This is a genomic window from Bacillus sp. AFS002410, from assembly GCF_002556365.1.
Classification (GTDB): domain Bacteria; phylum Bacillota; class Bacilli; order Bacillales; family Bacillaceae_G; genus Gottfriedia.
The window spans coordinates 100,768-127,656 of the sequence record NZ_NUEU01000033.1; the positions used below are offsets into that span (position 1 = coordinate 100,768).

The window sequence follows — 26,889 nt, forward strand, 5'->3', positions numbered from 1 at the left end:
TTTTTATGCTCTAACTGAGTTTAAGACCTATTGTAATAATATGTTTTAGTACAAGTATTGTGAGGGTATATGTGTAGTCTATTTAAAAGATTTTCTCTCAATCTAGTTATATACATATTTCTCAATGCATTCGAACTTTGTCGTTTCTAACTACATATGATATTTCAACTATTGTTAGGTAAGGAGGTTTTTATCATTAATAAAGCTGACACGAAAAGCATCCTGATTACTGGATGTGCTGGATTTATCGGATTCCATTTAAGTAAACGTCTTTTAGAAGAAGGTTTACAAATCGTAGGCATTGATAATATAAATGATTACTATGACAGACGTCTAAAATTTGATAGATTAGATCTTTTAAAACAATATGAGAGCTTTAATTTTGTAAATGGTTCGATCGATAAAATGGATTTGTTAATGGAGCTTTTCGAACAAAATGATTTCGATCTAGTTATTAATCTAGCAGCACAAGCTGGCGTAAGATACAGCTTAGAAAATCCTGGGTCATATATCCAATCAAACCTCGTAGGTTTCGCCAATATATTAGAGTGTTGTAAAAATCATCAAATTAAACACCTCTTATATGCCTCTTCAAGCTCTGTTTATGGCAATAATAAAAAAACTCCCTCTTCTATTAATGATCGAGTTGACCATCCAATAAGTTTATATGCAGCTACAAAAAAATCGAATGAATTAATGGCACATTCTTATAGTCATACGTTTAATCTCCCTACAACGGGATTACGCTTCTTTACTGTTTATGGCCCTTGGGGTAGACCAGATATGGCTCTATTTAAATTTGCCAATTCAATCATTAACGGAAATCCAATTGAAGTATACAATTATGGGAATATGAAACGAGATTTTACTTATATCGATGACGTAATTGAATCAATTGTAAGAATCATTAAAAATGGACCACCTACAGATTCTTCTTCTTACTATAAGCTTTACAACATTGGAAATCATAGCCCAGTAAACTTAAACTATTTTATTGAAACATTAGAAAAGCAACTTGGTACAAAAGCAAACATTCAATACATGCCGATGGTACCAGGAGAGGTACTTGAAACATATGCAGATATTGACCAGCTAGTTCACGATATTCAATATAGCCCATCTACTTCAATCGAAGAAGGCATCGCTAAATTCGTAGAATGGTTTAAGGGGTATAAAAAGATAAACTAAATAGCGTATATAATGAAAATAACCACAAGGATCATAATTTCCTTGTGGTTTATTTGTATTTCTCGGTGGAAAATCCACACTCTAGAGGTAATCTTTGGCGATTGCCAAGAATCTGAATAAGATTTCAATGTGTTTGAGCTATTTATCATGAGGTTGATATCGAGTTTTTTTGCGTGCGATCAACGAAGTTTTGTGGTATATCAACGAAGTTCACAACTTTATCAATATTGTTCACTTAATGTTCGGTACATTTCAATATAAAGAAGTCACCATAAATGCTCTATGAACCAAAACCAATGATTTATGCACGAAAATAGGTGCCTTATGAAAAAACTCAGCGGTTTATGAACAAAACTCAATGCTTTATGAACAAATCTCTGGTTTTTATAAACAAATGACTTTTCCAGCGTTTAATCTTTATGCGCCACGCCACCATTCAATACAAAAAAGAAATCTCAAAGTACTAGTACTTTGAGATTTCCAAATGATCATTCTATTCCTAACGCACTCTTAACTGTTTCTAAAGTTTGAGATTTGTATTTCTTTTTAGGCGTTGGTGCAAATTTAATTGTTGGATTTTGCATTAAGTAATTTTTCTCAACAAATGCAAAGTCTTTAGCATCTACTGTGCCATCAAAGTTAATATCTGCTGCACGTTTATTTGTTCCCCAATAAGTTTGTAAGTATAGAACATCCATAATGTCGATTACATCATCTTTATTTACGTCGCCTGCAATCGCTGGATTTAACTTATAGAAAAGATTTTGATTTGTAACTTTGCCATCTTCATGAAATCCAATAGTAAAGTCTTTGTGTACTGTAAAGTGTCCAGGAACATCAAGTATAAATTCATAATGATCATCAGTTAGTGGTAAATTGTGGATCTCTGTAACAACAGAAGAGTTGTTTTTTCCGTTATATACTGTTCCATTAGAACTGATTGCCATTTCTTTTACGCCCATTTTTGCATAATCAAATTGTTGTAATGCTGCACCAGCCGCATCTAAGAAAGCCTCGGCTCTTTTAGCTACACGGAATAAAGATTGAGTTGGGTCCCCATAAAAAATCGTAGGATTACCACTTGGAACTGCTTTTGTCGTATTAGTTGTATCTGTAACACTAACACTGTACATATAAGCTGGCCAAATAACCGGAGAAGGCACATAATCTTTTCCTGTTTTAAACGTTAAATCAGCTAGATTTAAGTCACCAGATAATGGAGAAATGCCATCTTTTGTTGTAATTGTCACTGTTGCTTCATATAAATCTCCACTCCAAACTTTATCATCAACTTTCACATCAACTTTATCTGCTACACTTGGATTTGGAGCTATATTCATCGATGCTACGCTTGTATTATGATAGAACTTATAAACAGCTTGTTTTACACCATTTGCTTTATTTAATTTTAGCGTTGCATGAGCAGTTTCACCATTCTTCAAAGTACGCTTTTCAGGCTGCATAAATCCATAAGTTACATCGTCGCGTGTAACAAAAACTTCTCTACCTTCTTTAAAAGTTTTATTTGACGCTGCATCCATTGCGTAGAATGCTGGTAACATAGCTCTAGTTGTGTTTGTTGGAATTGTAGCAGTGAACGTTCCATCTGGATTTACAGGTACTGCAATTGCTCTTCCACCTAATTGATCTTGATAATAAACTTTTGTACTTCCTTGATTGACTTTCATACCGAGTTTTTGCATTTCTTCCGTTTCTTTATCATAAACCGAACCAGTAATTGTTACGCTAGTTAGGCCGTTTTTATATTCTAATACATCAGGGCTATTAATCGTCATTTTTGGTGCTGTATTATCAAAATAGAAAGGTGCATCAATTGAATATTGTGTTCCTGCATCATTCGTACCAATTATTTTCAACTTATAATAGCCGGGTTTTGCTAAATCTGTATCATAGGCGATTGGCTGATTATCATCTCCTGTGAATTTGTAGTAATATCCATTAAATATTTTGGATACACCATAAGTAATATTTTCATCCATTCCTAAGCCATCCATTGTACCTACAAACCCAATCTCTTTTCCAGTAGTCCCATCTTCAAGAATAACATCTAACGTACGCATGTGAGATTTAATACTCATAAGTGCATTTGTATAAATTAACTGACCAGCATAAGCTGAATCAAATACTTGAGTAAATGCTTGAGGAGTCATCTCGAGAGAGCCCATTCCTTCTTCCACTGTTTTAATACCAAATGGAACTTGGAATGTTTCCTCAGGATTATCGTGATTCGTATAAGTAACATATCCTTCGTAAATACCTAATTTTGCTGATTTTGGAACTGCAATTGCGACAGTTGATTTCTTTTTCGAATTTGCACCGACCTTAATTGATTTATCAGTAACAATCATAACTCCATTGTTATCAGCATCTAAAGAACCTCGTCGGTCTTTTTGAAACGTTACTTTTACATCATATGTTTTTGCTTGATTACTATTGTTATAAATGTTAAGTGAACGTTGATCACTTATATTTTGGCCAGCAGGAGTGAATACGCCAAATGAAAGTGCTCCAGTTAGATCTTTAACTGTTTTTAAAGTACCTTTTTTATCAGTTAGACCTTTTGTTTCATCTACAACTTCAATTCTAGTTTTTGAATGAATTGCTTCATATGGATCTACTTGTCCTGCACCAGTTTCAAACACACTATAATCTCCGTTTAAAGGATCAGCCGTGTTCATTAGTGTTTCTTTAATTTCTGCTGGTGTTAAATTCGGATTAGCCTGTAACATTAATGCTGCAACACCGGCTACATTAGGAGTTGCCATTGATGTACCCGATAGATTGTCATATGCATATTCATATTTTCCAGTTTGATCTTCGCCGTGCATATAAGAAGGAACTGTAGAGAAAACAGCTACACCTGGTGCTGTAACTTCAGGTTTTATATCATATGTGATACGAGCAGGTCCACGAGAACTGAATGACGCTAATTTACTACCTTCATCTACTACTTTCCCCATCTCATCAAATGAGAATGTTGAAGTCGTACCAAGTTTTGAAGTCATTGCAGTTGCTTGTTCAGCAGACATAGTAAAAGTCGGAACTAAACCATAGCCTCCACCTAAGTACGCTGGAATAAATCCTTCACCAGCAACATTGTTTGTAATGATGACTGCAACAGCTCCATGATTTTTAGCAAATTTAATTTTATCAACTAGTGCAACTGTTCCTCGATTTACTAATGCGATTTTTCCATTAACATCAATTGATTTATAGTCAGCATCCGAACCGGTATTTGGTACTTTAACAATCTGTAAGTTTTTACCTTTTAAACTATCAACATTATCGCCGAAGCCATTACCTAACAATTTTAAATCAGCAGAAACATCTGCTGTACCATGTAAAGTTCCTTTAGACGTAGCAATCTCGGTCCTTGTATCGTTAGCCCCAACAGTAATTGCTAATGCAGACGCTCCCGGTGCACCTAAAGTGTACATTCCATCCCCTGAGTTACCCGCAGCTACAACAGCAGTTACACCAGATAGAACTGCATTATTTAAGGCAAGGCTTTCAATATTTAATGGGTCATTTGAATTACTTCCTAATGATAAGTTAATAACATCCATTCCGTCAGCTATAGACTTATCTATACCTGCTAATACACTTTCGGTTGAACCAGAACCAAATGGTCCTAATACACGATAAACATATAAATCAGCATCTGGTGCCACACCAGTTACCGCGTAATCTGTGTTATTTTTTCCGCGTCCAGCGATAATTCCAGAAACATGTGTACCATGCTCTGTAAAATAAGATGAACTACCTGTTGGTTGATCAAAACCAGATTTTTTCCAATCGTCATATGTTGTTTCCATTGGATCAGCGTCGTTATCTACAAAGTCCCACCCTTTTACTAAACTTGGATTAATTGACTTTGGATCTACACCAGGTTGTGCACGATAGCCTTTGTATGCATCCGTTAAATCTGGATGATTATAATCAATTCCTGTATCAATTACCCCAACTTTAATTCCTTTTCCAGTTATTCCTTCATCATGCAGTTTATTTACTCCAGGGAATACTTCAGTTGCAATTTTCTTAGTATCCTGTGCAGCTTCTGTAGCTTTAGGAGGCTCAATTTGTATAACATTATTTGGCCAAACAGCTTTAACAGCTTTTGATTTTAATAATGACTTTACTTTATTTGCAGGAAGCTCGATCGAAACTCCGTTTAAAGAGCTTGTATATGTACGTTTAATTTTATAAACGTTTTTATTCTCTTTTAAGTCATCCTTATAAATTGTTTGCAAATCATTTTTAAATGTTTCTTGAGCTGTATCTGCTTTTTGCTCGGCAGCTGAAAGCGATAAACTATTTCCGTTTGCCGCTTCTTCAATTACAGCAACTTTTGCTGGCTTATCTTTTAATTCAACGATAACAGATAGATTTTTAGAACTATTTAAATCTACTGATGAAGGTAGCTGTAAACCTTCTTGACTAGTAAGCTCCAATTGATTTAAAGCTTGGCGTTGCTCTAGTGTTAGTTTAGCTAGTACATCCTCAATTGAAGATTGTGTTGCAGCTTTTACTAAAGGCGTGTGGTGTTTAACTGGAAATGAGCTTAATATAACACCAGTACTTAAGGTTAAAATTGCTGTACTCTTAATTAAACGATTCATCTTACTTTTCTCTCCCCCAATTTCAATATGTTGCCTTACAAATTGATTATAGAAAGAGTTTATGTAATTTTATTATTTTAAAAATTCTGTCAAATTTAAATATTTTTTGTCTTCTATTTCTGCTTAATCATAAATAAAAAGCCCATGTTTATGGGCTTTCGAGCAAAATACAAAAATTCATTTTTCAGACTGAATGTAAAATTCTCGCAGATTGGGGTTACTAATATTGTCCATGAATAGCATTCGGCTGATGAAGCAATCAAAAAAAGCGTGCGCAGAGCATGCAAACTAAAAGCAATTTATGGGCTCATTGCGTAAACTTTGCTCGCTTGATTATTCTTATCGTCACTTAACATATGAATATAGTCCTCATTTAATTGATCTGTTAAATGTTCTCTATAATGCCAAATTGATAATAAGCATAATTTAAATTTTTCGATGATTCCTGCATTCTTCACCTTTCTTGCAACATTGATTAATTCATTTAACCCTTCAATATATTGCTTGTTTTCACATTTTAATAATGATTGTGCATAGCAAAAGTCTAAATACAATTGTTGTTTATGCAAATTAGAACTGTTTGCCATTTCAATAATCTCTTTTTCATGGAGAGTGATTACGATTGAAGCGTCTTCTAATCTTCCTAATTTTAAATAGGATTCTATAATTCTCGGAATACCTACATATAGATCATCTCTATTTTTAAGCCAGTCATAGTATTCATCGACATAATGTAACTCGCCGAAATCTAGTAAGGTTACATATCGATTACCTACTGCAGCCTCTGCGAAAAAATCATTGATCTTGCTATATTTATTAATTATTTTTAGCACTTCTTCGATCGAATTACTTAACCTATTTAAAGCGAAACCCTGATATACTAACGCATAACCAAAGTGCTTTTCATTCCTTGCCATTTTTTCTAATCTCTTTGCATAATGAAGAACCTTGTCCCATTGTTTTAACATATAGTAAGTAGCCGTGATCCATAAAATTGTTAGTTCTTGAAAATCATCTGGCATATAACTAACATATTCTAAAACATGTACAAGAGTAGCTGGTCCTTCTTCTGTTAATCGATTTAAATAATACTTTCTAAAATAGCTAATTGCAACTTCCTCTGCTGTTTGATCGGGCATATGGTGAATAATGATTTCATATAAAGGCAGCGCCTCTTTCTCTTTTCCTTCAGCAAATAACTTTTCAGCTATCTCAAATAAATTCTGCAAATTCTTCGTACGAATGGTTTTAGATTTTTCCTCTAACATTTCTGATACGATAAAATTTAATTCTTGATTAAATCCATTTATTGCACATTTATAAATGAATGCTACACTTCTTCGTTTGTCCAAATATCGATTCTGATTAAAACATAATTGTGTATAGCCTGAGTAAAAATGACCTTCTGCCAAACCGAACGCTTCTGTAATTGCATCTAAATAATGTAAAGAAAGTGGCTTTTTATTATTAAATACTCTACTAATATCACTAATATGGATTCCAGAATATTTGGCTAAATCAGCTTTATTCCAATTTTTGTCATTCATTATTGTAAGAAAATCATATAGAAGTATCTGATTCATGGGCTTTCCTCTCCATACAAGGTAATAATCTTTCTGTTCATCGTCCCCACCTTTTTGTCTAGTTAAGAAAAGGACAATTAGGTACTATCGCACGTAATCTATTAGGTTAATTATACTATTTTGTCGTTTTTTTAAAATAGGAAATATTCAATTATTTGATTAAAGTTAATTAATTTTTCAAGCCATGATTAAGCTGAGACTTAAAAAGTTGAAGGAAAAGATTTACGCACCGAATTATTTTCCTCTAATGGGAAATAATACCTTTATATTTTATAAAACTTTGTTAGGGATGATTTAATGCTCAAAAAAATTATTTCATTAATTCCTGAATATCCGATTTTTATCCAGGCATTTGTTACTTTTATAGTTCCTGTAGGCTTATGGAAGTTTTTTAAATGGGTTCATCATATGGAAGAAGAGTGATTTAGATGAAGCAGCTGAGATCCAATATGAATCAGGAAAATCATGTATCTCAAAATAATAATGAGAATTTGTCATGTGATCTCCAAGAAAATTTAAGTTGGATTTTTAATGAAATCGGACATAATTCTGATGTAAAGTTTAGAGAATTTCTATTAGGCGATACAAATATTCAACTAGCAATTATTTTTATTGATGGCTTATCGAATGCAGATTTAATTCAAAAGCATATTTTAGGCGAACTAATGTCGGGACTCACTGCCGTTGTCACTGATCAAAAAAATAATGGGCAATCTCTGAACATAAATGAAATTAATAGTTGTATTAAAGAGCGATCTCTCACTGTTTGTACGATTGAAGGTGTTAGTACTTTTAAAAAATTAAAATCAGATATTTTATTTGGTTCAATAGCCTTGTTAATAGATGGCATTTCTGAATGCTTTTTAATAGGGGAAGCACTAACAAAATCAAGAGATATAAAGGAACCTGATTCAGAAGCACTTGTTCGTGGTCCAAGGCTTGGCTTTGTTGAAAATTTAGCAGATAACACTGCCATGTTAAGACGTTCTGGAAAAAATCCAGATTTAACAATGATCGGATTCGAGATTGGTGAAGTTTCAAAAAAAGAATTAGTTATAGCTTATATTTCAAGTATTGCGGATTCAAAACTAATTGAAGAAGTAAAAAAAAGAATTAAAAGAATTGAAATTGATAGCGCTCCAGATTCCGGCTATATTGAACAATTGATAGAAGATAATTACTTAAGTCCTTTCCCTCAGATTCAAAGTACCGAGCGCCCTGATCGAGTTATGAGTGCTTTAATGGAAGGTCGAGTTGCTATTATATTAGATGGATCCCCATTCGCACTAATTGCTCCTGTTACTTTTCAGATGTTACTACAATCGCCTGAGGATTATTATGAGAGATGGTTCGCTGCTACTTTAGTACGATTATTACGATATTTTTCATGTTTTATTGCTTTATTTGCTCCATCTTTATACATTGCATTTATTTCATTTCATCAAGGGTTAATCCCAACAAAGCTAGTATTCCATATAGCAGCAACTAGAGGTGGGGTTCCATTTCCTCCATTAATCGAAGCACTAATAATGGAAATTTCTATCGAAGTATTAAGGGAAGCCGGACTTCGTTTACCAAAACCGATTGGGCAATCTTTAGGAATTGTTGGCGGTTTAATTATTGGCCAGGCTGCAGTTGAAGCAGGTATTGTAAGTACGATCATGGTTATTGTTGTTGCAGTAACAGCAATTTCCTCCTTTACACTTCCGCAATACAATGTAGGAATTGCACTACGTATGCTTCGTTTTATTTCCATGATTTTTGCAAGTATATTTGGATTATATGGAGTCGTATTATTTTTCCTATTACTATGTAGTCATTTAGTTAAACTTAAAAGCTTTGGAGTCCCTTATCTAAGTCCAGCTGCTCCAATAAGATTTAGCGACTGGAAAGATTTCATCGTAAGAGCTCCATCATTTATGATGAAAAATAGACCAAAAAGCTTGCAGTCAAAAAGAACAAGAAGAATGAAATAGTATAAGAAAGGAGGAGTAAAAAGTTATGAATTCAGAGCCTATTGATCGTATATCAACGAATCAAGTTGTAATGCTTATGGTTAATTTTATTTTTGGTGCAGGTATTTTAATCTTACCAAGAACGATTACGGATAAAGTAAAAACGCCTGATGGTTGGATTTCTGTCGTCATATCCGGATTATTAATTTTACTCTTAGTGTTCTTGCTAGTTATGCTATGTAAACAATATCCGAACGAAACATATTATCAATTTACTCAAAAAATAATTGGTAAATATTTAGGAATTCCATTAGGTATTATTATAATCATTTATTATACTTGCCTTTCAGCTTTAGAGGTTCGGCTCATGTCAGAAACGACTAGATTATTCTTACTACAAGGCACTCCTTCTTGGGCTATATTAATTCCATTCTTGTGGATTGGTTTATATATAGTTCTTGGCGGAATCAACCCAATTGCCAGAATATTAGAACTTATTTTTCCAATCACTGTATTTTTCTTTTTATTAGTTATTTTTTTAGGAATCGAAATCATAGACATAGACAACTTACGTCCTGTCCTTGGTAATGGTTTCAAGCCTGTCCTTAATGGACTTAAAACAACTTCTCTCTCATTTTCCGGATTTGAAGTGGTTTTATTTATCTACATGTTTATGAAGGATAAAAAGAAAATATCAAAAGCAATTATCTATGGAATAGGTATACCATTTGTATTTTATTCGATTACAGTTGTTGCTGTAGTCGGTGCTTTCTCAGTTGATGGTGTTTTACTGCAAACTTGGCCCGTACTTACTTATATTCGCAGTTACGATATACAAGGTCTTATTGTAGAAAGATTTGATTCATTACTTCTAGTAATCTGGATCATGCAAATTTTTGCCACTTATATTATTGCATTCTATATTGGCTCACTTGGTATGGCTCAAATTTTCAATAAAAAAAATATTAAACCTTTTATGTTTGGTACGTTACCATTTATTTACATTATCGCAATGATTCCAAAGGATATAAATCAAACTTTAAAAATGGCCGATGCAATCGGAAATACTGCATTTTATTTATATGGAATTATCCCTCTTCTCCTACTAGTGATTTCATTTGTGAGGAAAAAATTTAATGAAAATATGTAAGGTAAAACGAATATTTATAAGCTCAATTATTAATATAATTCTCTTAATTTTATTATCGGGTTGCTGGAGTAGTAAACCTATTGAGGATTTAAACATTATTGTAGGTTCTGCTATAGATAAAGATGACAACGGAAAATTAAGATCGACTCTACAATATGTTGTTCCTGAGGCAATGACCACAAAGTCAGGTGGAGTTAACCCAACAAAACCTTATATAAATGTGGTCGGAGAAGGTATTTCGTTAGAACCCTCTGGATGGGAAACAACTCTAAGTAGAGATGGGTACATTTTTGGAGCGCATCAAAAATGTGTTGTCATTAGTGAAGACCTTGCTAGAGAAATAAACCTACGTGAACTTACTGACCTTTATTTTCGAGATATTGATATTCGTGGGAGTACTCTAATTTTTATAGCAAAAGGCAAAGCCAAAGAAACACTGGAAACGAATGAAGCAAATAAGATTCCTGCATTACGAATCGTTGAAATTGCTAACGAATCAGCAACTTCGGAAATTGTCAGTAAAACACCGTTAATTAAAATTGGTGGATTAATGAACTCTGGTTCTAGTTTCCTTCTACAATTATTAGAAACAACTGATGAAGGTGCTAAGTTTTCAGGAGGGGCAATTTTTAATGGTAAGAAAAATAAAATGATTGGCACTCTTAGTACACAAGAAGTAGAAGGAATTAATTGGATCACTGCACAAGGTAAAGGTGGTGCGGTAAAGGCATTCACCAAAAAATCTGATGGACCAACTTGGTTTCAAATTGAATCCATGAAAAGTAAAGTGACTCCTCATATAAAAGGTGACAAAATCTCTTTTGACGTAAAAATTGAATCAGAAGGTAGAGTTGCTGAATATTGGAATCCTAAATTAAGGTCTGTATTTAAAGAGAAAAATGTAAAAAGAATTGAAAGAGCAACCGAAAAGGAAGTAACAAACATTGTAGACAATGTAACAAACAAGCTACAAAATGAATATAAAACCGATGTTGCTGGATTTGGTAACCAAGTAAGAATTCATTACCCGAAAAAATGGAATAAAATGAGTAAAAATTGGGATGAACTATTTAGTAAAGCTAAAATAAATTACGATGTAAATATTACAATAAGAGATTATGGAATGATCGGAAAGAAAAAAGAAAAATAGATATACTCCGCTAAATTAAAATCTACCCTATCGAGTAGAACCTAAAAAGTGAGCTCTATAGGGTACTTTTTTATAATTAGAAAAATGTGGTTGTTATTCAAGGAGACTTTCATAAAGTGAATTAAATTTAGAGGAAATAACCGTTCGTCTAGTGAGAAAGGAGATAAACAAAAATTAGCTTATATAACCCCTTGTAAAAATTGAGTTTAATATTTTCATAGATTTAATTCGTAGTCCTAGACGCTTTATACTTATCTTGAAAATTCTTATAATCCTCGTCATATTCTCTATTCGCAATACGAATCGTTTCTTCAACGCCTTCTAGAGAAAAACGATCTACGCTTCCAGCTAACTTTTTAGATAGGGCTAATTTCTCTTCTTTTGTTAATCTCTTCTTTTCAGGTTTAATGACCAATTCATGTTCCTCCTCAATAACTGTAATAGGAGTTTCACATACAAAGATAGTACTAGGGCGTCTAAGAGAGCGAATATAATCTTTAACGTTCAATAAATCTCGTTGAGAAATTTTGTATACCTCTTTTACTTCTTTGACCATATAAATCATTCCTTTCTATTCGGTTTATTATTCTTATTATATCATTACATATTATTCCCAAATAGGTGAATTTACGTTCTGAATAAATTTACATTTTTAAAACAACCTATTTAGAGATTAATTTAGACTAGTAAATCCAACAAAAGATTTTATACAAATCAAATAGTTCTTGCCAATAAAAATAAAGCTCGAATCCACATTCAAAAAGGATTCGAGCTTTTCATTTAAATAATTAAGATTTTTTGTTTAATCATTAAGTACTTCTTTTGATTGTGTAAAGAATGTATATATTACTCTCTCTTTACTTAATTCTAATGCAACGTTCTTTTTTATCATTGAAACTGAACTAGCTTCAACACGATTTGTTTCTTTATTTTCATAATACGCTAAAAATGTTTCATAAAATAAATGAGGAAACATTAATTCGGCTTTAAGCAACTTAAACAGCATACATGTTAAAGGGTTGATCTCTTGATATGATTTGATTATTTTCTTCATTAAACTTAAACTCCAAGTTTTTTCGTTTTTCATTGCCATATATAAAATTCTTCTAATATCATGTATCGGTAATTCGATTTTTATTTTACTCATATTTAAGAAATATAAATTACCATCTTCTCCAATTGAAAAATTGTTATTTTCTATATTTTGACAACTCAATGATTTCATACTTGCTGTCGCTTCTGCTTCTTTCGCATGATAGTATTTATCTATTAATGTGATAGATTTCTCACATTGTACTAATATTGTATTAATATTTTTTAAAAACAGCTTATCGATTTCAGTTGGATTTTTAGCTTTAGTGCGTTCTTCTTTCCATTTCGTTAATGTTAAATATTTATTTTGTAGCTCTTTTTGCCAATCTGATTGAACTAACGGTAATTGTTCATTTGTAATTTCAATTTCTCTTGATGCTTTATGAAATGTAGCAATCCCACTTATCATCATTATGAGATCGTCTTCATTCTCTATATTTGGAAGCCTGCCATTTACTGCTTCAAACACCATATAATGCTCATCATTCATTTTTACAAAACCGTCACCTAATTTTGTTGTTAAAATTTCTGGTGTATATACTCCATTATCTCTTAGTAATTCGATTGCATAAATCATAAAATCAATATATTCTTTCTCAATTTCAACTTTCTTCAATAACACTTCACCGAAATTAGTATCAAAAGGACACTCAGCTTTTAGATTATCAATGCACTCTAATGATCTTTGATTAACTTCTAATGGGTAATTTGAAATTACTTTTTTTACGATATCACTAAAAAAAGCGTCCAAAATGATACCTCCCAAATAATACTTATCCACTTTTTAATCTATGAATATGTACAAGTTTAGAGACGGCTAATCTACTAAGAGTTTCGGATATATAAGTTTATTTTTATAAATTCTGATGCAATTACAAAGTTCAATTTATTCGTTTTCAGCCCAAACAAATTTCTGGCATTCATTCTCTATATTTTACTTTCACTTAACCTGTTTAAATACTACATTCTTTTAGAAATTGTTTTAATTAGAATCAATTTTTGGTTAGATTTTTATAATAAAAAGCCTCTTAAAAAAAGAGGCAAAACTTATTCTCATTTCATTGTGAGTAATCAAACTTAATTTTCCGCATACTACTCATCAAAGGAGGGTAATTATGAAGGAAATCTTTATTTTTATTTTGTTATCATCCTTAAGTTTTTTGGTGATCTACATATTTACCTTATTACAAGGATTTGATTTACATTATTTAATGTTAGCATTTTCATATAACAAAGTAGGGATCTTAAAACTCGATAAAGTATTAATGTGTTATTTTCTAATATATTTTGGTGTTACGCTGTTCGTTAAACTACGACAACGATAATTTTTTTTGAATTTTTAATGTAATGAATAAAATAATCGGTAAAATAATTTGGAAAGGAATATGTAAATATTTTGGAACTAAATCGAGTCCAATATGTACATGTTGGGCATAAGAAACAGTAGTTAGGACACTTAGGAATAATATGATTATTCCTATTAAAAATGTAATTATCCAGTTTTCTTTTAGTTGAAATAATAACATCGTTCCTTCTACAGCTCCAAAAAATAGGATTGAGATTTTGATAAAACCTAAAATAACGAATACTACTACAGCTAATGATTCTAATCTTGTAAAGAAGTCCCCAATATTGATTAAGGAAACACTTGATAATACTGGATAAGTTGAAGCTTTAAAAATAATTTCTCCTAAATTTGCCACATGTACAATTGCAGAAATAGTTAGTAATATGCCTGCATAAATCATACCTATTGAACCAATTTTTTTTGCTTTATTTGGCCGTTCAAAATGATGCATTAATAATAAAAATATAACCGATTCACCAAAAGGAAAAGTTACAGTTGTTGGAAAGACGCTCCTTAAGACGGGCTTCCAGCCGTGATCAAGAACTGGTTTTAAATGAGATAACGTAAAAAACTGAGTTAATATTTGTGTAAGTAATAATATAAATACGAAAAATCCACATAAAAGAAAACAAATCCAAACTGTTCTTGCAAAACTTGTAAAGCCCTTCATTACTGTGTAAATCATAAGAAACATCATTAAAATCGATATTGTAAATAAACTCGTACTATCCAACGCAATAATTAGAATTAGCTCCGCAAAATCTCTCAACACTCTTGAAGCAATATATATACAATAAACGATATATAATAAACCGATTAATCCCCCTAAATATTTACCCCATGCTTTTTGTAAACAATTAATTAAAGAAATTGAAGGATTATTTGTATAGATTTCCATATACAGTCTAAAGAGAATTAATCCAATTAATAAACTAATTAATATGGCAATCCAGGAATCCCTCCCTGCATCTTTTGCAGGATCTATTGCAACAGCACTTCCTATTAGGTAAATAGCCATTAAACTAAAAAATTGTTCAGAATTAAATTTCATATTTAACATAAACACACCTTATTCCCTTTTCAAGTTAACTGGGTTGCCCAATAGGCCAGTTCGCTTGATAATAAATGTAACTTTTACGTTAACTTTGGCTTTTGAAAATTCCTCAGGCCAATTTTTTTCAATTTCTTTCCATTTTTTAGGATTACTCGTATGAACGATATCACCAAATCCAAAAACATCACTCTTATACTTCTGAGCATGTTTAATGCTTTCTACAATCTGCTTTTTGACAACTTTTGCAGCTTCTTCTTCTAATTTAATTAAGTCACTTACATTTTCTAGTTTTATATTGCAACCAGTTTCATCGACTAAACTCAATAATATATTTTTAATCTTAATAACAGGTACATCTCCATTAACATCTACTTCCGTTTTAATATTTTGTTCTGAAAAACGAAGTGAAGTAAATTTTCGATCCCCACATGGTACTGAAAAATTTGATTGTTCAATTTTATCTTGAACCATCAAAATCGCTCTAACATCCCGCCCATCGAGCCACCCTGCGAGTTTATTATCCCGAAATACTGCGACTTCATCTATAAAAGTTTGTGCCGGAGTCATCTTTTGAATGTTCGTTAAATTATTTTTTTCCTTAGTACTATCAATAATTTTCACACCACTAATTGCAATCTCTTTGCCTTCGTAAGATAGGTTTTCTGCTAATTGAAATACATTTGGATTTACCCCTTCAGCAAGTGAAAAATTTACATTTTCAAGCTTTGATACCATTGCAACCGCTGAAACTTTTTTTATAGGTGTCAACGTATTTAGAACATACTCTGCAGTTGAATCTTTGGCTACAAGTACGGACATATATGCTGAAACACGTGGTTCTCTAATAATACTATCCACAATTTCTTCAATCCCGTGTCTAGCTGCTTTTTCACCAATTACTGTTAATGCAACATGAGTAAAATCTTTTTTTCTTGTAATTTTTTTAGCTGCATCTCTAATTGCTGCAGAAATTGTGTCGCCAGTGCTTGTAAAAACAAAAACAGGTGATGCGTTTCCACCTCCAGATCCTCCTGTTGATAAGTCAGTTGGACTAATGATTTGTAATGTAACTTTATAATTTGATTCTTCTGACCAGTCAACTCCTAGCCCTAATATAAATGAAATTTCGTTCAATTCTGTGTAATTACTACATCCTGAACTAAATAATAATAACGGAATAATTAATACAATCTTACGAATTCGATTCATTTTCTTCACCAATTTTATTTTTTTGTTTTTTTCGTATCTGAGATGAAGCTGGCACTAAATCCTCATTTGCAGTCTTTAATAATCTCTTAGGAATATGGATCAATGTATCTTCATTATCTCTAATTGATAATGGAGATATTGGCATTAAATATGGCACTCCAAATGAATCAATCGTATTTAAATGAACTAACCAAAATAAAAACATTAATGCAATACCATATAATCCAGCAACTCCAGCACTTATTATAAATAAATATCTTACTAATCTAGCTGAAGCAGCAATACTATAATTTGGAATTGTAAAACTAGAAATTCCAGTGATCGAAACAACGATAATCATTGCGGTAGAAACGATACCTGCTTGTACAACCGCTTGACCAATTACTAGTGCACCTACTATTGCAACTGTTGAAGCAAGCACTCTTGGACTACGTATACTTGCCTCTCTTATAATCTCAAACGCAAATTCTAATAATAATAGCTCTACAATTGCTGGAAACGGAACACTTTCCCTTTGAGCAGCAAGACTAACCATTAAAGGTGTCGGAATCATAGAAGGATGATGGGTAATTAAAGCAAGGAAACAAGCCGAAAATAGTAAAGAAATAAAAAAGGCTACTAACCGTAATAAACGTAAAGATGTACCAACAATATAACGCTGATTATAATCATCTGGTGACTGAAAAAACATTGGTAATGTCGCTGGTAGAATAAGCCCTATTGGACTACCATCCACAAAAAGCCCAATTCTCCCTTCTAGTATGTTTGCTGCAATAACATCAGGTCTTTCAGTATCCAGAACTGTTGGAAATGGGCTATATGGTTTTGTTTCAATAAGCGATTCAATATTAATTGTTTCTAAAACGCCATTAATCTTAATATTTTCAACTTTTTCTTTGATTGATTTCAATAATTCTTCATCAACCTTGTCATCTAAATAGGAAATGACGACATTTGTATTTGTAATATCGCCGACCTTCAACATTTCCATCTTAAATTGAGTATTTCTAATACGATAACGAAGAAGCGACATATTCGTTGCGATCGACTCAGTAAAACTATCCTTTGGACCACGTATAATCGTTTGCCCAGTAGACTCTGAAACCGAACGAAATTGCCCACCCTTCGTATCAATTAGTAATACTTTTTGCTGATGATCAAGAAAGATCGCAGTGTCACCATTTAACAGCGACATCATGATGTTATTCCATTCAGTTTCAGTTTTAACTTGTGGAACATCAAACGTATTATCTTTCAGTTCATTGAAGAAATTAAGATCACTTAAATGATCTACATTCGTGTTTTTCCATTTATGCAGTATTGGATCAACAACAAATTGACTTATCGTGTCACCATTTGAGATACCTTGCAAATGGATTAGTGCCATTTTTCTTTTTTTGGTTTCTCCAACTTCAAACTCTCTAGTAATTAAATCCGCACAATATTGCAGTTCACTATTTATATTTTGTAAATTTTTTTGTAATTCGGATGATAAAACAACTTGAGCTTTACCTTTGTCTGATTGTCTACTTCTCTTTGGATAACCCAATCGCATACCAATCACCTATCAGTTTATTTATTACTATTTAAAATTTGTTAAATGTAGAAAAATTATGCTATTTATTACCATTTTTAATTCCAATGTTTCATTTAAAGTGAAAACTCTCTTATTTCCTTCAAAATTTAGGAAACGTTTAAAAACGACAAAATTCATTTTTTTACTATGTTATCTGATGTTTTAGAACATTTTTTTGAAAAAATTAGAGAGATTTTAATACAAGAGTGGAAAAACGTTGATTTTATAAGGGATAAATAACCCAATTGACTGCCAATTAAATATTTCTAATAATCAGAATATAAGGTTAATTCCTTAAGATAAATTTGAAGGGGTGTATTGTATTTGAAGAGTAATTTAGTCATGCCACTCAAGGTTGTTTCTACTAGTTTTATAGCAGCTAGTTTGCTATTTTCTAGTCACACTTTTGCTTCGGTTGATTCTACTTCTCAGAGTGGCATATCAAACGTTGAGCAATACTTGAAAAATTTAACAAAAGAGGATCGCAATCGAGTCCATAAAAATGTTGAAACAGCAGACCAAGATAAATATTTATCACCTAAACTCGATACGACTAGTAATAAACCTGTGAGCATCATCGTTCAATTTGCACAGGACCCGGCTAAAACGGATGTAAAGAAAAACGAAGAAAATGGCATAGCAGTTTCCCTAGACGATGCTAAAAATAAAGTAGAAAAATCTCATCAAAATTTTAAAAATATAATCGGACAAGCAAAAAAATCCATTCCAACCATTCAAATTCGTAAAGAGTACCGTCAAGCATTTAACGGTGTTGCGATGACTGTACCCGCTAATGAAGTACATACTATTCTCGCGATGGATGAAGTAAAAGCAATATTTGAAGATAAAATTATCCAAATAGATCCATCTCCATCCGAGACACAATCAAGTGAATCAATTAGTCATTCCCCTGCAGATGATAGCACTGAAAATATTGGTGCAACAAAGCTTCATGAAGAAGGTATTACTGGTAAAGGTGTTAAGGTTGCTGTAATAGATACAGGAATTGATTATAACCATCCTGATTTAAAAGATGTTTATAAAGGCGGATATGATTTCGTAAATAATGATTCTGATCCAATGGAAACAACTTACGATGACTGGAAAAAATCTGGAGAACCTGAAACTAATGCGTTAGCTGGATCTACATACTATACTTCCCATGGAACTCATGTATCTGGAACGATTGCGGGTCAAGGTAAAAATAAAACAGATTATGCAGTTACCGGAGTTGCACCGGGAGTTGATTTATATGCATACAAAGTGCTTGGTCCATATGGATCTGGATCTTCAAGTAACATAATCGCTGGAATCGACAAAGCAGTAGCAGACGGAATGGATGTTATTAATCTATCATTAGGTTCAAATTATAATGATCCTCTTGATCCAAATGCAATCGCAATAAATAATGCTGTTTTAGCTGGAACGACTGCTGTTATTGCGGCTGGTAACTCTGGAAGTGATTTGTATTCACTTGGTTCGCCTGGTACTTCCCCACTAGCTTTAACAGTTGGTGCAAGTGATTTTTCTATGACGATCCCTACAGCTACTGGTACGGTTAGTTCAAATGATAATCTATCACTCTCGAATTTAAGACTTCTAGCAAAAAGCTTTGATGACGACTTAAATACATTAAAAAATCAGTCTCTACCAATCGTATTTGTTGGGTTAGGAAATAGTGAAAGAGATTATAACGGCAAGGATGTAAATGGAAAAATCGCACTGATCGAACGTGGAATACTTTCTTTAAATGAAAAAGTGATGCTTGCTAAGAAACACGGTGCAAAAGCAGTTTTAATGTACAATAATAACCCAGAAGAAGGCCAAATTCCTCATTATCTTGGAAACGGCTTTGACTTTATCCCTTCATTTACGCTTACGAATGAACAAGGATTAAAAGTTGTTGATCAAGTAAATCAAGGGAATGCGACATTTACTTTAAACTCTCTTAGTGAAATAAAAACTGGTGGAGATACATTAGCTGATTTTAGTTCGCGTGGTCCATCAACCAGATTTTATGATATTAAGCCAGAAGTTACTGCACCTGGAGTTGCTGTATTCTCAAGTGTACCAGCTTATCAAAATGGACCAAATCATTTAACTGATTATACAAACGCATACATGAGTGCATCTGGAACATCAATGGCTACACCTCATGTTGCTGGAGCAGTAGCGCTCCTTCTTCAAAAACATCCAGAATACAAACCAGAAGATGTCAAAGCCGCTCTAATGAATACAGCAGATAAGCTACAAAAAGATTACAGTGTATTCGAAGTAGGTGCAGGAAGAATTGATGTATATGAAGCAGTGCATGCAAACTTGCATATTAAAGTACTAGATAAAACAATCAGTACAAAAGATGGTAATGATATAACAATACCAGACGTTACAGGAGCTTTAAGCTTCGGTCCACAAGTTACTGAGGACAAAGAAAAAATAGACTCTCGAGTAGTTTCTATTTCGAATACTAGTAACAAAAAGAAAACATATAAAGTTCAAGTAAAGTTTAATCAAAATGTAAAAGGTGCTAAAGATGCTTTAGCAAATAATGTTACGTTAGATGCACCTGATTCAATTACACTTAATGCAAACAAAACAATAAAAATTAAACCAACGATTCACATTCCTGCTACTGCAGAATTTGGTAATTACGAAGGTTATATTTATATTACAGACAATAGTAATCCAGATGAAGTTTATCAATTACCATTTGGCTTCAAGCACTTACAAGAAGGCATTAATCATATCAATGCATATGAAGACGCATTCACAACACGCCGAGACTTAAATCATAGTTTCCCATCTGGAACAGGTATTGAATTTTCACTTAATAGTTCGATGGAAACGGTGGATCTTGTATTAAAAGATGCGAAAACTGGGAAAGAACTCGGACTGGTTGATTCATACGAAGGACTTTTCACAGAGGATACTCCTTTTGAAACTGAGTACGGATTTAACGGACTTTATAGTGCATTTACAGGTCATAAAGAACATCCAATTTCCTATTCAAAAAAGCTTGCACCTCCAGGAAAATATGAATTGGAACTAATCGCAACAAACAGAGAAGGTAAAACATTTAAAAAGTCTGATATCTTTTATATTGAAAATACGAACCCTATCGTAAAAATGCAACAACCAGGCGGAGTATATGAAGTAACTCAAGACGGTATGACTGTAAAGGGTAACATCTATAATCAACAAGTAGATATCATGAATCAAAACGGATTTAATTGGGATCAGTCTTCTAACATGGTTAACCTAATTAATAAAACAAAATACTCTTCAACACCTTTAGCAATTGAAAAAAATGGTGACTTTGAATTTAATACAGGTCTAATAGACGGTAAAGATTTCACAAAAATCACTCTAGATGCCTATGACTATGCCGGGAATGGTATGCAAGATCACCCTGATTTCTCATATACACTTGTAAAAAAAGGGCTTCCATATGCAAAACTAGTAGCAAGCAAAAATGATGTAAAATACGGCGAAAATGTAACGCTATCACTTAGTGCACATAATATTAAAGATTTAACAGGAGGAGAATTTACTTTATCATACCCTTCAACGACATATGACATCGCAAATGTATCATTAAATAAGGATTTTACAAATTATGCTAAGTCTCATGGTTTAAATGCTGATCTAAAAATAATTAACCAGACTGCAAGTAATATCACACTTAATACACAATTAACTGGTGATTCAATCCAGCCAATTCAAACCGCTATGCCATTAATTGATATTACGTTTAAAGTGAAGGAAAAACCAAGCACATATATTAAATGGATTCAAAACATTGATATTACAAAATCTACAGCATTTTCTTTAAATCAAGCACCTGCGACAATTCAAGGCTTTGGTCAAGGAATCAATATTGTTCCAACCTACTCTCAGCTTGAAGGTGGTATACTTGCGGACGGATTTTTAGATGATTGGGGTATTTGGTTAGACTACAAAAAGGACTTTTCTAAAGCTGGTATGAGTTTAAAATTAGTTTCAAAAAGTGGCAAGACATATACAGGAGAATTTAATAGCAGTGCACGCTATTTTGTTAAAAATCTTCCAGCTTCAAATGAAGATTATGATTTAACTGTCAAAATTCCAGGACATTTCGACCGACATGTAACCATTAATGATTTATACGACATTACGAATGGCGATACTGTTGGACGATTATCTTATATTTTGTACGCACCAGTTATGGGTGGAGATGTTAATAACGACGATGTAATCGATGTATTAGATGCGGATTATATTAAAACATATTGGGGTACTAACAAGCGCGCAGCTGATATTAATTTCGATGGGATCGTTGATGCAAAGGATATGAGCTTTGTTCAAAAGAATTATTTAACGCCAAATCCTGATATACAAGACGTTCCAAAAGGTAAAAAGAAAATTAAAGGTGAAACTTTAGAGGATATTTTGAAGGATTTAGCTATTCAATAAACGATTCAAAAGATTAATAGAAAACGTCGGATCACTAGACCCGACGTTTTTTTATTATCCAGCTAATATGTCAACCTTCTTTTTCGCAGAGATGTTATTTTTTGTAATAAGACTTACAACGATCATAACAAGTGCATTAATAACAAGTGCAACAATCCCTACGTTTAGGTCTTTCATTAACTGTGGAAGGTGAGGAAAAGTTTGAGCGAATGTTTTTTCACCTAAATCAAATATTGAAACAATCGCCCCACCAAAGATAATCCCAGTAAAAGCACCGTATTTCGTTACAAAATTTTTCTTCATTAAGCTTAAGAAAAATGGTGGAGCAAGCTGCGTGATAAAATTATAAGCAACTATTGCAATACTAAATAACGAGTCTCCACCTTTAAATGTAAAATACACTCCTATTAGAGTAATGAACGGCACTAGAAATTTTATTAGTTTTGCAATTTGACTTTCTGATTTAGTAGGTACTATTACTTGATAAATATTTTTTACAAATAAGGTAGAGATTACCATTAAAATCATCGATGCGGGCACTAACGCTGCTAATACTCCTGTCCCTCCTATTAATCCTACAAACCAAGGATCAAAGCTCTTTTTTGAAAGAAGTAATAAAATTTTGTCACCGTCACTACCTTGCACACCTTTAATTTGTAAGATTGCTGCAAAGCCTACGAAAAACGCAAATAATAAGATTAATTGATACAGTGGCATAATGATTGCATTTTTTCTCAATACCTTAGCATTTTTCGCTGCAAAAATAGGTGGGAAAGAGTGTGGCCACATATACATCCCAATCCCACTTAATATAATAGTAGAAATATACCAGGTTAGATTCATACCATGTTTAGGAAGAATCGTAAAGTTAGGCTTTGCTTGTTCAATAGCCTGATACATTGGCTTAATACCACCATAAAAATGCACTGGAAAATAGATACCTAAAAATAGAATAATAGCAAGAATTAAAAAATCCTTTAAAACAGAAGTCCATGCAGAACCATGTATACCTGATAGCATGACGAATAAAGTAACACCAAATGCACCAAATAAAATTGCTATTTTTGAAGAAATAACGCCATAAGAAGTAATTTCAACAATATAGCCTAAGCCTTTGAATTGTAGTACTAGGTAGCAAATTAAAGCGACGATTCCAACTATAGCTACAAGTACTCCAAGTATCGGACTGTCATATTTCTTAGCCATAAAATCTGACTGTGAAATGAGCTTATGTTTTTTGGAGTATTTCCAAATCTTAGGAAATGCCCAATAAGATATGATCGATGCGATACAACCGTAAGAAACGATACTAAAAATCGAACCTCCTTCACCATATGCCGAACCACTTGCGCCTAAAAAGGTAAAAGTGGTATACATTTCTCCAGCTGATAGTAAAAAGATGAAAAGCGTCCCCATTCCACGGCCACCAACAGACCATTGTTCTAAATCCATTTCTTTACCTTTTTTTGACCATAAACCAATTACAATTGAAACAACAAAAAATAATAATATAAATAGTATGCCGGTATTCATTATATTTCCTCCTCTTTATTAGCAGGATCAAATAAATAGATTAATCCTAAAAATGCAGTAGTAAGAAAAGACCACAGTACGATTGAGAAGTGAAAAAAAGGCATTCCAAGTACATAAGGTGTAACTTTATTCGAAAACAACGCACCTATTACAAAACCAATAATCGGAATAAAACCAAGTAAATAGATTTTCTTCATTCTCTACTCTCCTTAATATTAATTATTTAATATGTTAAAAGCTGCTTGAACAAAAATCTTTACTCCATCCTTTAAAGCTCTCTCATCAATATTAAATTTCGGATGATGATGTGGATACACTATGCCCTCTTCTTCATTTCTTGCACCTACAAAAAAATAAGTCCCAGGAACTTCATTAAGGAATGCTGAAAAATCTTCACTACCCATTATTGGTTTAATTAATTCACGATTTTCTTCTCCAAATAGTTCACAAACAGTTTTCTCTATTAAACTAGTTGTCTCATGATCATTAATGACCGGAGAATAACCGAAATGATATTCAATCTCATATTTTGCACCATGAGCATTGGTGACCCCATTTACAACTTGCTCGATTAACGCTGGTATACGTTTTCTAACTTCAGGTTTAAAGCTACGAACAGAACCTCCGATTGTAACAAAGTTTGGAATGACGTTTACTGCTGTACCTCCGTTAAATTGCGTAACTGAAATAACAGCCGTATCAATTGGATCGATCTTCCTTGAGACAATATGCTGGATGTTTGTTACTACTTGAGTTCCAATTAGTATTGGATCAATTGTCTGGTTCGGCTGAGAAGCGTGACCACCTTCGCCAAAAATCGTAATTTTGAACATATCTGCACCAGCCATCATTGGGCCGTATTTCAAACCAATTTTACCGGTTTCCAAATTACTCATTAAATGCGCTCCGATAATCTGATCAACACCATTAAGCACTCCTGCATTCACCATCTCAATTGCACCACCAGGAGGTAATTCTTCTGCGTGTTGGAAAATAAATCGGATTTCACCTTTTATTTGATTTTTAAAGTTACATAGTAGTTTCGCAGCACCTAATAGCATTGCAGTATGTCCATCATGACCACATGCATGCATTATTCCATCATTTTTAGAACTAAATTTCATTATATTTTCTTCCTGTATCGGAAGTGCGTCCATGTCTGCTCGAATTGCCAGCACTTTCCCTGGGTAATCGCCTATTAATCTAGCAACAATACTAGTCTTAGTCGGTCTAGAAATTTCTAATTTACCAAATGATTTTAGTTTGTCATACACAAATAGAGCAGTATTTTCCTCTTGAAAAGATAACTCAGGATTTTCATGTAAATATCTTCTCCATTCAATCACTTCATCATTTATCGAGCTAACCAATTCATCTAAATTTAATTCAGAAAAAATTTCGTACACGATCAATACACCTCCGAGATTTATTAAAATCATTTTAAGGAACATTTACGGTCTTTTTCCTTATATGTTGATTTTATTACTTGAAAACGGTTTCCACAATACTTTTTTGACAAAAATTCTAAATATTATAAAAATTTAACCTAAAAAAATAAACATTCCAGTTTGAAATGTTTATTTAAAGCGATATATTTTACTAGGTCTTCCACGATAGGATAATGATTCCTCACCAATACATTCTAGTAATTCAACTTCACATAAATCCGCTACGATTCTCCTTGCATTTCTCTCTGTCATATTCAGTTGCTCCGCTAGGTTCTTTGTCGTAAAATCACTCCACCCCATTCTTTTTATAAGGTTTTCGATTTTATGAAATGTCTTCACGCTAATATTTCCTAACTTAAGTTTTTGCAACAATTCTTGGTCATCTGTTCGGTAAGCATAAGAGATTTCTTCTTCACTACCAAATGACTCAATGATTTCACCATTACCTTGGACAATTAATATTTTTCGTTTATTCATCTCTTTTGACTGTTGAATTGATTCAATCGCATTTTTCTCTGCAGAAAAAACAGTCTCACCAAATCCAATTCCTACCGAAACCTTAGAATCTGATTCTAAAGATAACTGCTCAATCGTATTTTCTAACATTTTAATCTCTCGTTCAATTGCACCTCGAGAACTATAAATTAAATATTTACCGTACCCTTTTTCAATTAAAGAACCATTTAATTGTTCGCATAGTGTTAGAAGTACATTCTTAATACGAAGTTCGATGTGCTGTAAATGATAAGGGGATTTTGATTTCTTAATAATACTCTCAAAATTCTCTATTTCAACTAACTCTACCCCAATTTGAGAATCTTTAAAATAAAGACCTTTGACTTTTTCAGTTAATAGCTTTAATGTTTGCTGAATATCAACTCTACTAGTAGAGATCCATTCAACTGGAACTTCACGTTTTTTTAATTCCTCAAAAACAAATGGAAAATTAGTCAAAACACCTTCAGTTTTATTTGATTCCCATAATTCAAGGTGAAATTGTAATATTTGCTCAAAATTTATCTCTTCTTCTTCCAACTTTTTTATATAAAGCTGCTCAAAAGGGGTATTTAACTGCAATAAAGCATCCTCTAAGAGATTAGAATACATTGGCATATCAACGCTTAATTTCCTAATTAACTTACCAGTAAAATACATAATATTTAGCAGACTTTTATAAACAGTAGCTTCTGTGTGTGGAATATACAATAATTTTTCACTAGAATGTAGAATTTTTTTTGCAATATTATATGGTAATTGCCCTGAAAACAGCCAGACATCAACATCTCGATCATGTTTCTTTACAATTTCTTTTGTCTCAACCGGCTCATCATATGCGAATGGAAAAAATTCAAATTCCTTTTCATATTCTTTAGAAAAACCTAAAATTCTTTCTAAAGACCACGCAGGGCCTACGAGTCCAATACGATACATTATTACACCCACCAATTACTCTATATTTATATAAACTATGTTTTTTTATATTTCTTGTACTTTATATGCTTATTAATAAT

At 32.7% G+C, this 26,889-nt stretch carries 17 protein-coding genes; 6 read left to right on the plus strand and 11 right to left on the minus strand.

The features are described from left to right. Positions 1-171: 171 nt before the first annotated feature. Positions 172-1,188, plus strand: coding sequence for an NAD-dependent epimerase (locus CN692_RS18340; protein ID WP_257144067.1), 1,017 nt, complete (start codon positions 172-174; stop codon positions 1,186-1,188). A gap of 488 nt (positions 1,189-1,676) precedes the next feature. Here the strand turns inward: CN692_RS18340 and CN692_RS18345 are convergent, their stop codons facing one another. Beyond that, complete coding sequence (locus CN692_RS18345) at positions 1,677-5,828, minus strand: S8 family serine peptidase (protein WP_098120598.1); 4,152 nt, start codon at positions 5,826-5,828, stop codon at positions 1,677-1,679. 299 nt (positions 5,829-6,127) lie between these two features. Beyond that, the gene (locus CN692_RS18350; RefSeq protein ID WP_098120599.1) at positions 6,128-7,411 is read right to left on the minus strand and encodes a helix-turn-helix domain-containing protein; all 1,284 of its coding nucleotides are present in this window, start codon (positions 7,409-7,411) and stop codon (positions 6,128-6,130) included. Between the two features lie 297 nt (positions 7,412-7,708). Here CN692_RS18350 and CN692_RS26805 point away from each other — a divergent pair, with 297 nt between their 5' ends. From CN692_RS26805 to CN692_RS18370, 4 genes are read left to right on the plus strand one after another with little or no spacing between them, the layout of a single operon-like run. Beyond that, entirely contained in the window at positions 7,709-7,834 is a 126-nt protein-coding gene (locus tag CN692_RS26805; protein ID WP_098120600.1) for a hypothetical protein, read from the plus strand. 5 nt (positions 7,835-7,839) lie between these two features. Then, positions 7,840-9,387, plus strand: a complete 1,548-nt coding sequence (locus CN692_RS18360) for a spore germination protein (RefSeq protein WP_098120601.1) — start codon at positions 7,840-7,842, stop codon at positions 9,385-9,387. A gap of 25 nt (positions 9,388-9,412) precedes the next feature. Beyond that, positions 9,413-10,516, plus strand: a complete 1,104-nt coding sequence (locus CN692_RS18365; protein WP_098120602.1) for a GerAB/ArcD/ProY family transporter — start codon at positions 9,413-9,415, stop codon at positions 10,514-10,516. Then, entirely contained in the window at positions 10,503-11,666 is a 1,164-nt protein-coding gene (locus tag CN692_RS18370) for a Ger(x)C family spore germination protein (RefSeq protein WP_098120603.1), read from the plus strand. The genes CN692_RS18365 and CN692_RS18370 overlap by 14 nt, the downstream gene beginning before the upstream one ends. A 223-nt stretch (positions 11,667-11,889) precedes the next feature. On the opposite strand, the gene CN692_RS18375 is transcribed toward CN692_RS18370, so the two are convergent. From CN692_RS18375 to CN692_RS18400, 5 genes are all read right to left on the minus strand, one after another. Then, positions 11,890-12,222: a hypothetical protein gene (locus tag CN692_RS18375; protein ID WP_257144068.1), complete on the minus strand. Its 333-nt coding sequence runs from the start codon at positions 12,220-12,222 to the stop codon at positions 11,890-11,892. A gap of 246 nt (positions 12,223-12,468) precedes the next feature. After that, on the minus strand, positions 12,469-13,509 hold the full coding sequence (locus CN692_RS18380) for a CotS family spore coat protein (RefSeq protein ID WP_179874478.1): 1,041 nt from the start codon (positions 13,507-13,509) through the stop codon (positions 12,469-12,471). 559 nt (positions 13,510-14,068) lie between these two features. Then, a complete protein-coding gene (locus CN692_RS18390; protein ID WP_098120606.1) occupies positions 14,069-15,166 on the minus strand; it encodes a GerAB/ArcD/ProY family transporter in 1,098 nt (365 codons plus the stop codon). A gap of 9 nt (positions 15,167-15,175) precedes the next feature. Further along, a complete protein-coding gene (locus tag CN692_RS18395) occupies positions 15,176-16,369 on the minus strand; it encodes a Ger(x)C family spore germination protein (RefSeq protein WP_098120607.1) in 1,194 nt (397 codons plus the stop codon). Then, on the minus strand, positions 16,353-17,924 hold the full coding sequence (locus CN692_RS18400; protein ID WP_098120608.1) for a spore germination protein: 1,572 nt from the start codon (positions 17,922-17,924) through the stop codon (positions 16,353-16,355). Before CN692_RS18400 ends, CN692_RS18395 begins: the two co-directional genes overlap by 17 nt. A gap of 345 nt (positions 17,925-18,269) precedes the next feature. Between CN692_RS18400 and CN692_RS18405 the strand changes: the two genes are divergently transcribed. Beyond that, positions 18,270-22,397 carry a S8 family serine peptidase gene (locus CN692_RS18405; protein ID WP_098120609.1) on the plus strand — a complete coding sequence of 1,376 codons (4,128 nt, stop codon included), beginning with the start codon at positions 18,270-18,272 and terminating at the stop codon, positions 22,395-22,397. A 54-nt stretch (positions 22,398-22,451) separates the two neighbouring features. On the opposite strand, the gene CN692_RS18410 is transcribed toward CN692_RS18405, so the two are convergent. From CN692_RS18410 to CN692_RS18425, 4 genes are all read right to left on the minus strand, one after another. Beyond that, the gene (locus CN692_RS18410; RefSeq protein ID WP_098120610.1) at positions 22,452-23,930 is read right to left on the minus strand and encodes a sodium:solute symporter family protein; all 1,479 of its coding nucleotides are present in this window, start codon (positions 23,928-23,930) and stop codon (positions 22,452-22,454) included. Continuing rightward, positions 23,930-24,127 (minus strand): DUF3311 domain-containing protein, encoded by a 198-nt coding sequence (locus CN692_RS18415; RefSeq protein WP_056473942.1) that lies wholly within the window; start codon positions 24,125-24,127, stop codon positions 23,930-23,932. The genes CN692_RS18410 and CN692_RS18415 overlap by 1 nt, the downstream gene beginning before the upstream one ends. Before the next feature lie 18 nt (positions 24,128-24,145). Then, positions 24,146-25,336 (minus strand): M20 family metallopeptidase, encoded by a 1,191-nt coding sequence (locus tag CN692_RS18420; RefSeq protein WP_306659907.1) that lies wholly within the window; start codon positions 25,334-25,336, stop codon positions 24,146-24,148. A 171-nt stretch (positions 25,337-25,507) separates the two neighbouring features. Next, positions 25,508-26,809: a hypothetical protein gene (locus CN692_RS18425; protein ID WP_098120611.1), complete on the minus strand. Its 1,302-nt coding sequence runs from the start codon at positions 26,807-26,809 to the stop codon at positions 25,508-25,510. Positions 26,810-26,889 lie beyond the last annotated feature (80 nt).

Excerpts from the sequence above, each read along its gene's own strand:
- CN692_RS18345 (WP_098120598.1), bottom strand. The coding sequence starts at position 5,828 with ATGAATCGTTTAATTAAGAGTACAGCAATTTTAACCTTAAGTACTGGT.
- CN692_RS18415 (WP_056473942.1), bottom strand. The coding sequence starts at position 24,127 with ATGAAGAAAATCTATTTACTTGGTTTTATTCCGATTATTGGTTTTGTA.
- CN692_RS18365 (WP_098120602.1), top strand. The coding sequence starts at position 9,413 with ATGAATTCAGAGCCTATTGATCGTATATCAACGAATCAAGTTGTAATG.
- CN692_RS26805 (WP_098120600.1), top strand. The coding sequence starts at position 7,709 with ATGCTCAAAAAAATTATTTCATTAATTCCTGAATATCCGATTTTTATC.
- CN692_RS18395 (WP_098120607.1), bottom strand. The coding sequence starts at position 16,369 with ATGAATCGAATTCGTAAGATTGTATTAATTATTCCGTTATTATTATTT.
- CN692_RS18350 (WP_098120599.1), bottom strand. The coding sequence starts at position 7,411 with ATGAATCAGATACTTCTATATGATTTTCTTACAATAATGAATGACAAA.
- CN692_RS18390 (WP_098120606.1), bottom strand. The coding sequence starts at position 15,166 with ATGTTAAATATGAAATTTAATTCTGAACAATTTTTTAGTTTAATGGCT.
- CN692_RS18370 (WP_098120603.1), top strand. The coding sequence starts at position 10,503 with ATGAAAATATGTAAGGTAAAACGAATATTTATAAGCTCAATTATTAAT.
- CN692_RS18425 (WP_098120611.1), bottom strand. The coding sequence starts at position 26,809 with ATGTATCGTATTGGACTCGTAGGCCCTGCGTGGTCTTTAGAAAGAATT.
- CN692_RS18360 (WP_098120601.1), top strand. The coding sequence starts at position 7,840 with ATGAAGCAGCTGAGATCCAATATGAATCAGGAAAATCATGTATCTCAA.
- CN692_RS18375 (WP_257144068.1), bottom strand. The coding sequence starts at position 12,222 with ATGGTCAAAGAAGTAAAAGAGGTATACAAAATTTCTCAACGAGATTTA.
- CN692_RS18410 (WP_098120610.1), bottom strand. The coding sequence starts at position 23,930 with ATGAATACCGGCATACTATTTATATTATTATTTTTTGTTGTTTCAATT.
- CN692_RS18400 (WP_098120608.1), bottom strand. The coding sequence starts at position 17,924 with ATGCGATTGGGTTATCCAAAGAGAAGTAGACAATCAGACAAAGGTAAA.